We start from the raw sequence: 15,262 nt of genomic DNA, 5'->3' as shown, positions 1-15,262 counted from the left end.
CTACCGGCTATACGCACGTGACGATGGTTACCGCCCCAGGGTGGCAACATCCGTCACGAAGGGATAGCCCGCAGTATTAGTAGCCGGCCCCCGGAGCCCACACAAATGGCAGCCGTCTCCGAGGACGACCTGGCGGAGAACCCGTACGTCGAGGACCCGCCGACCGAGTTCGACCCGGTCGCGGAGGTAGACGAGGACACCGCACGCGAGCAGGCCGAGCAGTTGCGCGAGGCCATCCGGTATCACGACCACCGCTACTACGTCGAGGCCGACCCGCTGATCGGCGACCGGGCCTACGACGCACTGTTCGCCCGGTTGCAGGACCTCGAAGGCGCGTTCGATCTCGATACCACGGACAGTCCGACCCAGCGGGTCGGCGGTGCGCCGCTGGACGAACTCGGCGAGGTCGAACACGTCGCACCGATGCGCTCGATCGACCAGAGCGGCGAGGCCGACGAGGTCCGCGAGTTCGACCGCCGGGTCCGGGATCGCCTCGCGGACGCCGGCTACGAGGGCGACCTGCAGTACTTCTGTGAACCCAAGTTCGACGGGCTCTCGGTCGAGATCGTCTACGAGGACGGCCAGTACCAGCGGGCGGCCACGCGGGGCGACGGCGAAGTCGGCGAGGACGTCACCGAGAACGTCAGGACCATCGCCAGCGTGCCCCAGCGCCTCCGGGGCGACTACCCCGACTACCTGGCGGTGCGGGGCGAGGTGTACATCCCCCGCGAGGCGTTCACGGCGTTCAACCGCGAGCGCGTCGAGGCCGGCGCGGACCCCTTCGCGAACCCGCGCAACGCCGCCGCCGGCACCCTCAGACAGCTCGATCCGAGCGTCACCGCCGAGCGACCGCTCTCGATATTCTTTTTTGGCGTCCTCGATGCGTCCGTCGACTTCGAGCGCCACAGCACCCGCCACGAGCGGTTCCCCGAATGGGGGCTTCGGGTCTGTGACCGAACCCGCGTCGTCGACGACATCGAGGCGGCCATCGACTACCGCGACGACCAGCTGGCGGCCCGCGACGACCTCGACTACGAGATCGACGGCGTCGTGCTCAAGGTCGACGACATTGCGGCCTGTGACACGCTCGGAACGACCGCCCGTGCGCCCCGGTGGGCATTCGCCTACAAGTTCCCCGCTCGCAAGGAGGAGACGACCGTCCGTGACGTCGTCGTCCAGGTCGGCCGCACCGGACGGCTCACCCCCGTCGCGCTGCTGGACCCCGTCGAGGTCGGCGGCGTGACCGTCTCGCGGGCCTCGCTGCACAACCCCTCGCTCGTTGCGGAACTGGGCGTCGGCGTCGGCGACCGTGTCCGGATCAAGCGCGCCGGCGACGTCATCCCGGAGGTCGTCGAGGTCGTCGAGTCCGACGGCGAGGGCCACTTCGCGTTCCCGGAGACCTGCCCGGCCTGTGACAGCGTTGTCGAGCGGGACGGCCCGATGGCGTTCTGCACCGGTGGACTCTCCTGTCCCGCCCAGCGCGAGCGCGCGGTCGAACACTACGCCAGCCGGGACGCGCTGGACATCGAGGGGCTCGGCGAGAAAGCGGTCGCACAGCTGCTCGACGCTGGCCTCGTCTCGGACCCCGCAGACCTCTACGAGCTCTCTGCCGACGACCTGGCCGACCTGGAGGGGTGGGGCGAGACGAGCGCGCGGAACCTCGTCGACGAGGTCGACCGGACCAGCGAGCCGCCGCTGGCGAACTTCCTGGTCGCGCTCGGTATCCCGGAGGTCGGCGGCGTCACGGCGCGGAATCTCGCAACGGAGTTCGGGAGCTTCGACGCGATCCGCGAGGCGGCCGACGCCGGCGACCGTGAGGCCTTCGAGGCGGTCCCCGACGTCGGGCCGGTCGTCGCCGACTCCATCGTCGAGTTCTTCCGCGGCGAGGGCAACCGGGACGTGCTCGACCGACTCCTCGACCACGTCGACCCGCAGGACGCCGCAGACACCGGTGGGGACGAACTCGACGGACTCACGTTCGTGTTCACGGGCTCGCTGGACGGCTACACCCGCAGTGACGCACAGGAACTCGTCGAACGCCACGGTGGGTCCGCGACCAGTAGCGTCTCGGGGAACACCGATTACCTCGTCGTCGGGTCGAACCCGGGCCAGCGAAAACGCGAGGCAGCCGCCGACAACGACGTCGAAGAACTGGACGAAGCGGCCTTCGAGGCCCTGCTGGACGAACGGGGCCTCTAGAGGTCGTAGAGGTTGAACGTGAGGTAGCTGATCGCGGCGGCGACGGCGATACCGAGGAAGAAGTAGCCAAAGACCGCGGCATCAGAGAAGTACAGCGGCAACGCGTTACCACTCTCGTTACACACTGTCTGGTTCCCGAGGAGCCCCTGCACGGTACTCGCGTTCCCGCGGAGCGCACCCGAACAGACCGTCGTGAGCGTTTCCTGGCCCTGCCCCCTGGAGAACATCCCGAACCGTGCTGCGAGTGCCGAATTCCCATCGCCCAACATCGAGTTGACGAGGGTCTTGTAGGCCTGGCTCGGGTTGAGCAGTTTCAGGAGCAGGACGATACTCCACCGCGTCGATCCGCCCAGAAGCCCCCAGTCAGCGAGCTGTGAGCCGACGCCGTTGGCCAGCGAGTTCCAGGCGAAGGTGAGATAGATGAAGATGAACGTGTTCGTGATCGCCGACCAGGTGGTCGAGGGGACGGCCCCGGAGACGCTGACCGCGACGGCGACGAACCAGACGGTAAACAGCAGCGAGTAGACCACGAAGACGAGGAAGATGTCAAGATCGAACGTGATCGGCGAAAGCGCCAGAAAGACGGCTGCGAGCGTGAAGGCGATCGACAGCGGGACGGCGACGACCGCACTCCGGCCGATTACCTTCCCCGCGACCGCGTCCTTCCGGGAGAACGGCAGCGACAGGAGGATCTTCAGGGAGCCGGACTCCTTCTCCTTGGAGATGGCGCCGTAGCTCGCCAGGATGGCGATGATCGGCACGAAGAACGTGACGATGTTGAGGTAGTAGATGTTGATGATGAGTTCCATCCCGACGTCGCTGAGGTCCGTCACTCGCTGGGAGATGAGGTTCAGGTCCGTGAACTGCTGGACCGCGAGCGGTAGCACGAAGATGGTGATGAACACCGCAGAGAGGATGAGAAAGCGAAGCGAGCGCAGCGAGTCCTGGAAGTCCTTCTTCGCGACCGGGTACCAGTCGGTCCACTTCGAGTCCTCGAGGTCGTTCAGTAGGCTCGTCCAGGGGCCGCTCTCGGCACTCATGCTTCTACCTCCTGTTCGGTGTAGGCCGCGAAGACGTCGTCCAGCGAGGATTCCTCGGTGTCGAAGTTCGCCACCTCGTGGCCGGCGTCCTCGACAGCGTTGAGGACGGCCATCTTCACGTCGCCCTCGCAGGTCACCGAGAGGGTGTCGCCGCTGGCAGTGACGCTGGCGACCTTCTCGATGCTCTCGATGTCGCCGATCAGGTCGCTGGCCTCGCTGCCGTCGGCCAGGGTCACGCGCAGGACAGTGTCGCCGGCCGCGGCCGAGCGGAGGCCCTCGACCGTGTCCTTGGCGATCAGTTCGCCGTCCTGGAGGATCCCCACCGTGTCACAGACGGCCTCGACCTGGCCGAGGATGTGACTGGAGAAGAAGACCGTCGCACCACGCTCGTTCTCCTCGCGGATGATCTCGCGCATCAGGCGAGCACCGTTGGGGTCCAGCCCGCTGGTCGGTTCGTCGAGGATGAGCAGTTCGGGTTCGCCGACCAGCGCCATCGCGAGCACGAGACGCTGTTGCATCCCCTTGGAGTAGCCGCCAACCCGGCGGCTGGCCTCCTCCTCGTCGAGACCGACCCGTTCGATGAGTTCTTCGGGGTCGTCCTCGACGTCCTTGGCGTCCATGACGAACTCGAGGTGTTGCCAGGCGGTCAGCCGGTCGTAGACGTCGTAGCCCTCCGGCAGGACCCCGGTCTTCTGTTTGATCGCCTTGGACTCGGTGTGGACGTCGTGGCCCAGGACCCCCGCGGACCCCTCGGTCGCCCGGATGAAGTCGAGCAGGATGTTGATGGTCGTCGACTTCCCGGCCCCGTTGGGCCCCAGGAAGCCGAAGATCTCCCCCTCCTCGACGGAGAGGTCGACCCCCGAGAGTGCGGTGACGTCACCGAACTCCTTCGTGAGTCCATCCAGTTCTATCGCTGTCATTGTGGCCGGCTTGTGCCGGCCTCCGGTATAGTCTTTCGTATGACGAGCGAGGAGGTCAGACCTCCTCGTCGGGGTCGTACTGGTCGGCCATCCGCGCGGCTTCGGTGGCGTACCGGTCGCGTGTGTCCGCGTCGTCGACGGACTCCAGCCGGTCGGGTTCGACGTCGATGGCCGCTGTCACCCGCTTTTTCATCAGTAGGTTCGTCGAGAACTGCTTCTGGAGGTACCGGTCGCCGTCGGTCGTCGCGTAGACGAGCGTGACCATCCGCTCGTCGCCGTAACTGGACCGCTCGACCAGCCAGCACCGGACCGTCTCGGCCGCTGTCATTGCTACGGGGTTGTGTTCGGGGCCGCTTGTATCCTCGGAGACGATCCGACCAGAGATTGTTTCCCGTTACCGCACCACACGGGGAGAGTATTGCCGTAACTCGTGGTTATAGATGCGTAGAGATATATGCATACTGCACATGACCGATCAGTACGCGTTCGGGACACGCTGTGTCCACGCCGGGCAGGCGGAGCCGGACCCGGCGACGGGCGCCTGTGCTCCCCCTATCTACCAGACCTCCTCGTACGTCTTCGAGGACGCCGAGACGGCTGCCGACCGGTACGCCCTCGAAGACGACGGCAACGTCTACTCGCGGTTCGACAACCCGACGGTCCGGATGCTCGAACACCGCCTGGCCTCCCTGGAGCACGGCGTCGACGCCGTGGCTACCGGGTCGGGGATGGCCGCACTCGACGCCGGGACTCTGGTGCTGGCCTCGGCCGGCGACAACGTCGTCTCCTCCTCGTCTATCTACGGCGGTACCCACAGCTATCTCACGAGCACCGCCAGCCGGCGGGGGATCGAGGCCCGCTTCGTCGACACGCTCGACCCCGACGCCTACGCCGCGGCTATCGACGACGACACGGCCTACGTCCACGTCGAGACCATCGGCAACCCCTCGCTGATCGTCCCGCCCTTCGAGGAGATCGCCGACGTGGCCCACGACCACGGCGTCCCGCTGTTCGTCGACAACACCTTCGGGACGCCGGCGCTGTGTAACCCGCTGGACCACGGTGCCGACATCGTCTGGGAGTCGACGACGAAGTGGATCCACGGCTCCGGGTCGACCGTCGGCGGGGTGCTGGTCGACGGCGGCTCGTTCCCCTGGGGGGACTACCCCGAGAAGTTCCCGGAGATGGGCGCACAGAACCCCGCGTTCGACGTGACCTTCGCCGAGCGGTTCGGCGACAGAGCGTTCGCGATGGCGGCCCGCCAGCGAGGACTCCGCTCGCTCGGTGACGGCCAGAAACCCTTCGACGCCTGGGCGACCCTGCAGGGCACCGAGACGCTGGCGCTACGGATGGAGCGCCACTGCGAGAACGCGCTGACGGTCGCCGAACACCTCCAGGACCACCCCGAGGTCTCCTGGGTCACCTACCCCGGCCTCGAATCCCACGAGACCCACGACCTGGCGACCGAGTACCTCTCGGGGGGCTTCGGCGGCGTCGTCACGTTCGGCCTCGACGGGGGCTACGACGCCGGTCGGCAGTTCTGCGAACGGACCGACCTCGCGAAGTTCCTGGCCAACATCGGCGACGCGAAGACGCTGGTCATCCACCCTGCTTCGACCACCCACGCACAGCTCTCGGAGGCGGAACAGCGCGAGAGCGGCGTCCGCCCGGACCTCGTACGGATGAGCGTCGGCATCGAGGACCCCGCCGACGTCGTCGCCGACATCGACAGCGCCATCGCGGAGGTGCGCTGAGATGGGCGTCGACCACGAGACCGTCTCGCTGGGGGCCTTCGAGTTCCAGTGCGGCGAGACCATCCCGGACCTGGAGCTCGCCTACGAGACCTACGGCGAGTTCGAGGGTGACAACGCCGTGCTGGTCTGTCACGCCCTGACCGGCAGCGCCCACGTCGCCTCCCAGGGCCGGTTCGAGGACAGCGACCAGGCCTACGCCTGGTGGGACGACATCGTCGGGCCGGGCAAGGCCATCGACACGACCGAGTACTTCGTTGTCTGTGCGAACGTCCCCGGTTCCTGTTATGGCTCCAGCGGTCCGCCGACGACGAACCCCGAGACCGGCGAGCCCTACGGCCCGGAGTTCCCGCCGGTCACGGTCGCCGACTGGACCGAGGCCCAGCGCGCGCTGCTGGACGAACTCGGTGTTCCACACCTCTATGCCGTCGTCGGCGGCAGCGTCGGCGGCATGAACGTCCTGGAGTGGGCGAAACGCCACCCCGACCACGTCGAGAAGATCGTCCCCATCGCCGCCGCCGGCCGGCTGGACTCCCAGTGTCTCGCGCTGGACGGCATCGCGCGGCGGGCGATCACCACCGACCCGAACTGGAACGGCGGCCACTACTACGACGGCGAGCATCCCGACGAGGGGCTGGCGCTGGCCCGCGAGATCGGCCACGTCATGTACTTCTCGAAGGCCAGCATGGAGCGTCGGTTCGGCCGCCGTGCGGCCACCCGCGAGGCCGAACGGGCCTTCCCGGTCGATCCGGCGGGTCGGTTCTTCCCGTACCGGGACGTCGAGTCCTACCTCGACTACAACGCCTCGAAGTTCGTCGACCGGTTCGACGCCAACAGCTACCTCTATCTCACGCGAGCGATGGACAACTACGATCTGGCCAGCGGCTTCGAATCGGACGCCGACGCGCTGGCGGCCTTCGACGGCGAGGCGCTCGTGATGTCCTTTACGGGGGACTGGCATTTCACCTCGAAACAGTCCGAGGCGCTGGCCGACGCGCTGCGGGAGACCGAGACCGACGTCGCCCACCACGTCGTCGACTCCGATTACGGCCACGACGCGTTCCTGGTCGAACCGGACAACGTCGGGCCCGTCCTCGGTGATTTCCTCGACGACGGTATCGCGGGTAACGCCGTCTCGGACACCGTCGAGGTCGAAACCGAGGAGAGCGACTTCGCGCCGGTCCACAACAGCCTCTTCTCGCGATAAGCGCTCGCCGACCACGGGGATTCAAGGGACGGACTCCCCTGTCTCGGGGCAGAGTCGATGGTGGAGGGCACACTTGGCGTCGGGTTCGCCGTGCTGGCCGCGGTCGCGCTCGCAGCACAGAGCCTCGCGGTCCGGGTGAGCACGCGGACGCAGTCGCTGACCGACCTCGTCGCGGGTGTCTTCGCCGTCAACCTCCTCGTCTTGCTGCCGGCCACGCTCGTCGCCTACGGCCCGCCGTACGGACTCACGCTCCGCGCGTTGCTGGCGTTCGCCGCCGGCGGGCTCCTCGGGTCGCTGCTGGCCAGGGTCGCGCTGTTCGTCGGCATCCAGCGACTGGGAGCGAGTCGTGCCGAGCCGCTGAAGTCGACGTTTCCCCTCGTGGCCGTCGCCAGTGCGGTCCTGCTGCTGGACGAACCGCTCACGACGACGCTCGCGGTCGGCGTCGTCCTCCTCGTCGTCGGCGCGGCGGCGGTGTCGTGGGACACGCGTGCCAGTCCGGTCACGCCGTCGGGCCGGCGCGCGTGGGTCGACATGGGGTTCCCGCTCGCGGCGGCACTCCTGCTGGGACTCGATCCGGTGTTCACGAAGACTGCACTGGCCGAGGGGACGCCGGCGCTCGTGGGCGTGACCGTGCGGGTCCTCGCCGCGGCGTCCGGCTTCGGGCTCTACCTCCTCGTGCGCCGATTCTGGAAACGCCGCTCCTGGCCGGTCCGACCCGACCGATGGACGCTGATCACGGCGCTTGCCAACACCACCTATCTCGGCGCCTACCTGATCGCACTCGAACGGGCGCCCGTCTCGGTGGTCGCGCCGGTCCTCGGTGCGAGTCCGCTGCTCGTCCTCGCCGGCTCCGCGCTGTTCCTGGGGCGCGAGGAACGAGTGACGGCCCGCCTCGCCGTGGCCGTCGTGGTCCTCGTCGCCGGGGTCGTGCTGGTCGTCGGCGGATGAGACGTCGTTCGGGCGTCACGGTGACGCTGTCGGGCTGCCACCAGTCTTTATATCCGCGCGGCCTGTCATCTAGTCTGCATGTCAGATATGTCAACACATGCCGAGGCGGACAACGTCGCCTTCGGCCAGACGGTCTACGACGAGGACGGCACCCCGCTGGGGACGATCCGCGGGTTCGACGAGCACGGGTTCTACGTCACCGCGGACGAGGGTATCGAGGCCCTCTCCAGTGAACACATCGCCACCGGCAAGGCCGGTGAGGCCGAACTGATGTGGCGCTGCTGGGAGTGTGGCGAGATGGGCAAGATCGAACACCTCCCGGAGTCCTGTCCCGCCTGTGGGGCGCCCAAAGAGGAGATCTACTACTGGCAGGAGGACTGACCCTCACTGCCCGGGTGCGATACCGCCCTCGTTGCGGGTCAGTAGATAGAGCACGAACGACGAGAGCCAGTGTGCGCCCGCGTAGTCGTCGGTGAACGCCCGGTCGAGGCCGGCCCGTGCGTGCCGTGTGGCGCTGTCCCGCAGCGCGTCGTGGTATCGGTGGTCGGAGAGCGTCTCGGCCAGGCCGGCGAGTGCCGCTGCCTTCGAGAGGTGCAAGCCGACGAAGTGCAGCGCCAGCCCGTCCTCGGGGTCCCGTTCCAGCTCCAGGGGCTCTAGTATCGCGTCGGCCGGTGGCCCGGTCAGAGCCGGGAGGAAGCCGTCGAACCAGTCCTCGAACGCGTCGGGCGTCAGTACCCGTCGCATCAGATCGGCCTCGGTCAGCCCCGGTGAGAGGAAGTCCCAGCCCAGCGGCTCGTACTCGGCGGGGTAATCCTCGTCGTCGCGGAAAAAGGACCGTGCTGTCGCGGCGGTCTCTGCTTCGAGGTCGTCCGCGCCGACCACCCGTGCGTAGTCGAGCACACAGGCCAGTCCGAACGCGGAGTTCTGGTGGGTCCCGACCCGGAAGGGGCGGTCCTGGGTGAGAAACGCCGTCCGGACGAGGTCCTCGATTCGCTCGGTCAGGGGCTCCAGAGTCGCGCGCCACTCCGCGGCTCGCGGGTCGTCCCACAGCGCCAGTTCGGCGACGAACCGCAGGTACCACCCCCAGCCATACGGACGCTCGAAGGTCTCGTTTGCCTCGAAGTACGCGACCTCCTGCTCGACGGTCTGGGGGGTGAGGCGATCCTCGATACCCGCGACGATGGCCGCCGCCTCGGGATGATCCGGAAACAGCCGAAGTTGCCTGACCAGGCACCAGTGGCTGTGGACCGCCGAGTGCCAGTCGAAGCAGCCGTAGAAGATGGGGTGGCGCTCTGCGGGCGGTTCACAGTCGTCCGGGCCGTCCATCGCTCGGGCGTGGTGGGGGTACTCGGTGTCGAGACAGTCCAGGGGATGTGCCGCGAGCTCTTCCAGGAGGGCCGGTTCGAACCAGTCGGCACGTCCCGAGCGCAGTGTCTCGGCAGCGACCGAATCCAGTGCGTCCATCGCTCGCCGAAACAGGTGGGTGCTACTTCAATGGGACGGCGGCGTGTGACCCACTACCCCGTCTCGCGTTCGATCCGCTCGACGACGTTCGCATCGAGCAGTGCCCGCGCCCGTTCGGAGGCGTCGTCCGATAGGGCGAACCGGAGCGTCGACCGGGTCCGCCGCTCGACGATGGGACGGCCCGCGGTGTCGAGGACGACCACGTGCGTGAGCGCGTCGCCGGGCAGTCGCGCGAGCGCGTCGACCGTCGCCATCGTCGCCGGGGCCGACCCGCTCGTCCGGTCGGTTCCGGCAGTCACGTCGGGATCTGCCGCCAGTTCCTCCAGGGCCGTCTGCTGGTCGCGCGGGAGCGTGTCGCGCCGCCCCAGTTCGATGTCGAGGACGACCCGCTCGGACGTCCGCGGCGTGACGTCCAGCACCGTCGCAAACACGTCCAGGCCGGCGGGATCGTCGGGGTCGTCCAGTTCGAGTCGGTAGCGATCCGCGGCCCTGGGCCAGTGCAGGTGTTCGTCGGCAGCGCGACCCGTGCGATCCCAGGCCGCGACGAGCCGGTCGGCGACCTGGTCGGCACGCACCGCCGCGTCGTCGGTGTCTGCCCCCTGTCCAGCGTCCGTCTCGTCGCCCTCCTCGTCCATATGCAGCGTTCGTCGCCGCCGGCGAAGTGGCTGGCGGTCTCGGACGACCCACTCCTGTTTTGTCCCGACCGGCCCACTCGGCGGATATGGACGTGGTCGTCGTCGGCGCCGGGAGCCTGGGGAGCCTGCTCGGAGGATTGCTCGCCCGCGAGCACGAGGTGACGCTGGTGGGGCGGGACCCACACGTCGGTGCCGTCGCTCGCGACGGACTCCGTGTCGAGGGGGTCGAACAGTTCCAGGTAGCGCCCGACGCCAGAACCGACCTGCCGGCGGGCGGGGACCTCGCGCTGGTCGCGGTCAAGGCCTACGACACCGCCGAGGTCGCTACGGCACTCTCGAACTGTGCGTTCGACGCCTGCCTCTCGGTCCAGAACGGGCTGGGCAACGAGACGACGCTGGCGGAGGCGGTCGAGTTCCCGGTACTCGCGGGCACCTGCACGTACGGCGCACGGCTGACCGAACCGGGGACCGTCGAGTTCACTGGCCGAGGCGAGATCCATCTGGGCGATCCCGACGGAACCCATTCCGAGGTCGCCGACGACGTGGCCACGGCCTTCCAGGCGGCCGCAGTCGCGGCGACCGCCGTCACGGACATGCCAATCCGGCTCTGGGAGAAACTCGCGGTCAACGCCGCCATCAACGCGACGACGGCGCTGGCCCGAGTCGAGAACGGTGCGCTCGCGGGGCCGCCGGGCGACGGACTCGCCGCCGCCGCAACACGGGAGACGGCGCGTGTCGCCCGCGAGCAGGGCGTCGACCTCCCGGTGGATCGTGCGCTCTCACTGACCGAGCAGGTGATCCGCGATACCGCTGCCAACCGCTCGTCGATGCTCCAGGACGTCGAGGCCGGTCGGCGGACCGAGGTCGACGCCATCAACGGGGTCGTCGTCGAGCGGGCAGACGACCCGGTGCCGGTCAACGAGACGCTGACACGCCTGGTTCGGACCTGGGAACGAGGCAGCGACCTTCGCTAGACCTCCGCGACGACGAGGCCGTCGGCGACGGACTCGATGAGCAGGTCCCTGACGGCTTCGTAGTTCGGCCCGATGTCGTCCTGATGGAGGGTCAACAACGGGACGGCTCGCAGGACGTCGGCGATCGTCTCCGCCTCGGTCTCCCGGAGGCGGCCCTGCTCCTGCCAGCGCTCGACGTGGGGCAACAGGAATTCGAGTTCGTCCTGGCGGCTCTGTGCCTGCTCTTCCTCGCTGTAGTGGGCGTCCAGTCTGTCGAGTTCGTCCTCGACCATCACCGCTCGCAGCAGCGGGTTGGTCTCGATCTCCTCGAAGATGGCGTGCAGGAACCCCTCGATGGCCGCTCGCGGGTCCTCGGTCTCCTCGAAGGCCGCCAGCACTCGCTCGGCGATCTCCGCCTCCTCGGATTCGAGGATCGAGACGTACAGTGCCTCCTTGGAGTCGAAGAACTGGTAGAACGTGCTCGTCCCGATACCGACCGGCTCGGTGAGGTCGGCGATAGTCGTCTTCTGGAGGCCGTACCTGGCGAACAGGTCCCGGCCCGCGTCGTGAAGCGCTGTCCGTATCCGGTCGCGTTCCTCGTCGCTGAACCCCTTCATACTCGAACCAGGAATCGAGAATACTTGAATTCTCTATTCTTGATTCGCGAACTGAACCAAAAATACAAAAACAAAATATTCATACGTTCGCAGATTCGATAGAGGATAGCGATGCCACCCTCGGATACGGTCTCCCAGACGGCGACCGACGACACGCAGGCCGACGACGTGGTCGTCGTCGAGGGCCTCGATTACAGCTATCCCGGCCAGGACGAGCGCGCGCTCCGGGACGTCTCGTTCTCGATCGAGCGCGGCGAGGTCTTCGGGTTTCTCGGCCCGAGCGGTGCGGGCAAGTCGACGACACAGAAGGTCCTGACCGGCCTGCTCGACGACTACGACGGCCGCGTCGAGGCGTTCGGCCGCGAGGTTGCCGACTGGGGCGGCGACTACTACGAACGGCTCGGCATCTCCGCGGAATCTCCCAACCACTACCAGAAACTCACCGGACGGGAGAACCTCGCGCTGTTTGGCTCGCTGTACGACGGCGAGCCACGCGACCCCGCGGAACTGCTCGATCTGGTCGGGCTGGCGGACGCGGCCGACCGGCGCGTCGACGCCTACTCGAAGGGGATGCAGATGCGACTCAACCTCGCGCGTGCGCTCCTCCACGACCCGCAACTGCTCGTGCTCGACGAGCCGACGACGGGGCTGGACCCCAGCAACGCTCGCCGGGTGAAAGAGGTGGTCCGCGAGCGCCAGCGTGCCGGGACCACGGTCTTCCTGACGACCCACGACATGACCGTCGCCGACGACCTCTGTGACCGGGTCGCGTTCATGGTCGACGGCCACATCCCCGTCGTCGACGCGCCGGCGACCCTGAAACAACAGCACGGCCAGCCAGTCGTTCGGGTCGACCACCGTGCGAACGGCCGCGTCGAGACCACCGAGTTCGACATGGCCACGCTGGCCGACGACGAGGGGTTCGAGGCACTGCTCCGCGGCGGTGGCGTCGAACGCATCCACTCCGCCGAGGCCACCCTGGAGGACGTCTTCATCGCAGTCACCGGGAGGGAACTGGCGTGAGCGTCCGGGGGCTGGGTGCGATGCTGCCCTGGGACGTCCGTCTGCAGTCCCGGTACGGCTTCTACGCGGTCTACGCCGTCCTGACGGTCGCGTTCGCGCTCCTCCTCCGGACGACGCCGGCGGGGGCGCGCGACCTCGCGTTCGTCCTCGTGGTCTTCGGCGACCCGAGTTTTCTCGGGTTCTACTTCGTCGCCGCGCTGGTGCTGTTCGAGAAACGCGAGCGGGTGCTGGACGCGCTGGTCACCTCGCCGCTCTCGACGGAAGCGTACCTGCTCTCGAAGGCCCTCTCGCTGACGCTGCTGGCGGTGCTGGCGACGGTCGTCATCACGCTGCTGGGCTACGGCCTGGCGGTCGCCTGGCTCCCCCTGCTGGTCGGGGTGGCGCTGACCTCCATGGTGTTCGTCCTCGTCGGCTTCGTCGCCGTCGCCCGGTTCGACTCCATCAACGCGTACTTCATGACCGCGTTCGTCTACATGACGGTCCTCGGACTCCCCGTCTTCGGGTTGGTGGGTATCTTCGAGACGCCGCTGTACTACCTGCTGCCGGCCCAGCCAGCCCTGGTGTTGCTCGGCGCGGCCGTCGACCCGGCCGGGACGCCGCCGTGGGAACTCGCCTACGCCGTGGGCTACCTGTTGGTCGCCACCGCCGTCGCCTTCCTCGCCGCCCGACGGGCCTTCGAACGCCACGTCGTCGCCGGCGTCGAGGCCGCGGGGACTGCCGGGACGCCGATGGGAGCAGCCGTGGGTGGCGACCACGGGCCCGTGGTGGCGCTGGCGCTCGCGGACCTGAAGAACTGGTTGCGGGACCCACTGTTGGTCTACATCGGGCTCGCGCCGGTGCTGATGGGGGTCACTGCACGCTTTGGCGTCCCGTACGCGACAGCCGCGCTCGGAGAGTGGATCGCTCTCGGCGACTACTACCCCGCGCTGACGGCGCTGTTCGTCCTGTTCGGGCCGGCTATCGTCGGCTTCGCGGTCGGCTTCTTCGTCCTGGAGGACCGCGAACAGGGGACGCTCACCGCTCTCCGCCTCACCCCGTTGACCGCGCGTGGCTATCTGGTCTATCGCGGCGTCGTCACGCTGGGACTGAGTTTCCTGGCGGCGCTGGTGATGGTCCCGCTCTCGGGGCTCGTCGCGCTGCCGCTGGGATCGTTGCTCGCCGTCGCGGCCGTCGCCGCGTTCTACGGTCCGCTGACCGCACTCGTGCTGGGGACAGTCGCGGCCAACTCCGTCGAGGGCGTCGCCGTCAGCAAGTTCTTCGGGCTCTCCGTGATCGTCCCGACGGCGGCCGTGGCCGTCGTTCCCGGCCCGCTGGGACTGCTGGCTGGCGTGTTCCCGGCGTACTGGCCCATCGCTGCGCTCGTCAGGGGCGTCGAGGGCGGAACGGGTGTCCGGTCGCTGCTGATCGTCGGCGTCGGCTACCAGTGTGCCGTCCTGTGGCTCCTCACCCGCCGGTTCCTCGCCAGGGCGGACTAGTTCCGCTTGATGACGTACAACGCCGCGGCGCCCCCGACCACGAGTGCGAAGACGTAGCTCGCGACCCGGTAGAGGATGGCGATGGCGGTCGCTCCGACCGGGTCGATTGGTGTCAGCGTGTAGACGAGCAGCCCCAGCGTCGCCTCGACGGCTCCCGAGCCACCCGGCGAGGGGACCAGCCCGGCCAGCGTCGAGGCGGGGACGATGAAGAAGACGAGCAACAGCGGGATGGGCTCGCCGACGGCCATCGCCGCGGCGTACAGCGGCAGCGCGAAGAACACCCAGCCGACGTACGAGAAGGTCAGCGCCTTCGCCAGCGCCCCGCGGTCCCTGGCGATACGCTGGAACGCCACCTCGGTCTCGTGGAGTCGCTCGCGCAGTCCCTCCAGGGTCACGAGCCGGGTCCGCTTGGCGACCGGCGCTGCGAGCCTGAGCACGCCCCGCCTGAGCGGCGCCCGGAAGCGCCAGCCGATGGCGGCGACGATGGGGACGCCCACCGAGAGGACCACGAGGCCGCCGGCGAGCGGTTCGATGGCCTCGGGGAGCGAGGACTGGTAGAGCAACGCGGCGAATCCGACGCCGGCGAAGGTGACGAACGGGAAGAGGTTCAGCAGGTCCGCCGTGACGACGCTGGCGAGGCTGTCCTGGTAACTGGCTTCGGTGTCCCGCGAGAGGACGTAGGCGATGAACGGTTCGCCGCCGGCCTGACCCAGCGGCGTGACGTAGTTCGCGAAGGTCGCCGCGTAGTAGGTGACCACGAGCCGCGAGAACCGCTCGCGGATGCCGGCCACCGCCAGCACGATCTGCCAGGCCTTCCCCCAGGCGATCAGACAGAGCGCCGTCGAGAGACAGCCAGCGACGAGCCAGCCCCACTCGGAGCCGGTCAGTCGCGTCCGGACTGCGGCCGTCCCGACGTAGTCCACCAGCAGATAGAGGACGATGGCGGCGACGCCGAACCCCAGCAGTATCTGAGCGACGGTCCGGCGGTCTGCGAACTCCAGGGGGGCGGCGTCGTCGACGGTCACGGTCC

At 68.2% G+C, this 15,262-nt stretch carries 15 protein-coding genes; 8 read left to right on the top strand and 7 right to left on the bottom strand.

Translation table 11 applies throughout. The features are described from left to right. Positions 1 to 105: 105 nt before the first annotated feature. Positions 106 to 2,199, top strand: coding sequence for an NAD-dependent DNA ligase LigA (gene ligA, locus Hhyl2_RS10535; protein WP_483550736.1), 2,094 nt, complete (start codon positions 106 to 108; stop codon positions 2,197 to 2,199). Here the strand turns inward: ligA and Hhyl2_RS10530 are convergent. From Hhyl2_RS10530 to Hhyl2_RS10520, 3 genes are read right to left on the bottom strand one after another with little or no spacing between them, the layout of a single operon-like run. Next, positions 2,196 to 3,239, bottom strand: coding sequence for an ABC transporter permease subunit (locus tag Hhyl2_RS10530; RefSeq protein ID WP_483550735.1), 1,044 nt, complete (start codon positions 3,237 to 3,239; stop codon positions 2,196 to 2,198). The genes ligA and Hhyl2_RS10530 overlap by 4 nt on opposite strands. Continuing rightward, positions 3,236 to 4,159 carry an ABC transporter ATP-binding protein gene (locus Hhyl2_RS10525; RefSeq protein ID WP_483550734.1) on the bottom strand — a complete coding sequence of 308 codons (924 nt, stop codon included), beginning with the start codon at positions 4,157 to 4,159 and terminating at the stop codon, positions 3,236 to 3,238. The genes Hhyl2_RS10530 and Hhyl2_RS10525 overlap by 4 nt, the downstream gene beginning before the upstream one ends. A 55-nt stretch (positions 4,160 to 4,214) precedes the next feature. Further along, entirely contained in the window at positions 4,215 to 4,487 is a 273-nt protein-coding gene (locus Hhyl2_RS10520) for a DUF7967 family protein (protein WP_483550733.1), read from the bottom strand. Positions 4,488 to 4,626: 139 nt separating this feature from the next. On the opposite strand from Hhyl2_RS10520, the gene Hhyl2_RS10515 reads away from it, so the two are divergent. The 4 genes from Hhyl2_RS10515 (at position 4,627) to Hhyl2_RS10500 (ending at position 8,446) form a co-directional block, all read left to right on the top strand. Beyond that, a complete protein-coding gene (locus Hhyl2_RS10515; protein ID WP_483550732.1) occupies positions 4,627 to 5,913 on the top strand; it encodes an O-acetylhomoserine aminocarboxypropyltransferase/cysteine synthase family protein in 1,287 nt (428 codons plus the stop codon). Position 5,914: 1 nt separating this feature from the next. Further along, entirely contained in the window at positions 5,915 to 7,117 is a 1,203-nt protein-coding gene (gene metX / locus Hhyl2_RS10510; RefSeq protein WP_483550731.1) for a homoserine O-acetyltransferase MetX, read from the top strand. Positions 7,118 to 7,174: 57 nt separating this feature from the next. Continuing rightward, complete coding sequence (locus Hhyl2_RS10505; RefSeq protein ID WP_483550730.1) at positions 7,175 to 8,065, top strand: EamA family transporter; 891 nt, start codon at positions 7,175 to 7,177, stop codon at positions 8,063 to 8,065. A 78-nt stretch (positions 8,066 to 8,143) separates the two neighbouring features. After that, positions 8,144 to 8,446, top strand: a complete 303-nt coding sequence (locus Hhyl2_RS10500) for a DUF7130 family rubredoxin-like protein (protein ID WP_483550729.1) — start codon at positions 8,144 to 8,146, stop codon at positions 8,444 to 8,446. A 3-nt stretch (positions 8,447 to 8,449) separates the two neighbouring features. Here the strand turns inward: Hhyl2_RS10500 and Hhyl2_RS10495 are convergent, their stop codons facing one another. Next, a complete protein-coding gene (locus Hhyl2_RS10495; RefSeq protein ID WP_483550728.1) occupies positions 8,450 to 9,529 on the bottom strand; it encodes a DUF2891 domain-containing protein in 1,080 nt (359 codons plus the stop codon). A 53-nt stretch (positions 9,530 to 9,582) separates the two neighbouring features. Further along, the gene (locus tag Hhyl2_RS10490) at positions 9,583 to 10,164 is read right to left on the bottom strand and encodes a hypothetical protein (RefSeq protein WP_483550727.1); all 582 of its coding nucleotides are present in this window, start codon (positions 10,162 to 10,164) and stop codon (positions 9,583 to 9,585) included. A gap of 86 nt (positions 10,165 to 10,250) precedes the next feature. Between Hhyl2_RS10490 and Hhyl2_RS10485 the strand changes: the two genes are divergently transcribed. Continuing rightward, complete coding sequence (locus Hhyl2_RS10485; protein WP_483550726.1) at positions 10,251 to 11,138, top strand: ketopantoate reductase family protein; 888 nt, start codon at positions 10,251 to 10,253, stop codon at positions 11,136 to 11,138. Here Hhyl2_RS10485 and Hhyl2_RS10480 read toward each other — a convergent pair. Further along, positions 11,135 to 11,734 carry a TetR/AcrR family transcriptional regulator gene (locus tag Hhyl2_RS10480; protein ID WP_483550725.1) on the bottom strand — a complete coding sequence of 200 codons (600 nt, stop codon included), beginning with the start codon at positions 11,732 to 11,734 and terminating at the stop codon, positions 11,135 to 11,137. The genes Hhyl2_RS10485 and Hhyl2_RS10480 overlap by 4 nt on opposite strands. A gap of 111 nt (positions 11,735 to 11,845) precedes the next feature. On the opposite strand from Hhyl2_RS10480, the gene Hhyl2_RS10475 reads away from it, so the two are divergent. Continuing rightward, a complete protein-coding gene (locus Hhyl2_RS10475) occupies positions 11,846 to 12,757 on the top strand; it encodes an ABC transporter ATP-binding protein (protein ID WP_483550724.1) in 912 nt (303 codons plus the stop codon). Next, a complete protein-coding gene (locus Hhyl2_RS10470; RefSeq protein ID WP_483550723.1) occupies positions 12,754 to 14,232 on the top strand; it encodes a fluoroquinolone export ABC transporter permease subunit in 1,479 nt (492 codons plus the stop codon). Before Hhyl2_RS10475 ends, Hhyl2_RS10470 begins: the two co-directional genes overlap by 4 nt. Here the strand turns inward: Hhyl2_RS10470 and Hhyl2_RS10465 are convergent. Then, positions 14,229 to 15,257 carry a lysylphosphatidylglycerol synthase transmembrane domain-containing protein gene (locus Hhyl2_RS10465; RefSeq protein ID WP_483550722.1) on the bottom strand — a complete coding sequence of 343 codons (1,029 nt, stop codon included), beginning with the start codon at positions 15,255 to 15,257 and terminating at the stop codon, positions 14,229 to 14,231. The genes Hhyl2_RS10470 and Hhyl2_RS10465 overlap by 4 nt on opposite strands. Positions 15,258 to 15,262 lie beyond the last annotated feature (5 nt).

This window comes from Haloarcula sp. H-hyl2 (assembly GCF_056934385.1).
The sequence above is the reverse complement of the archived record's forward strand: the minus strand, read 5'-3'. Positions and strand labels throughout refer to the sequence as shown.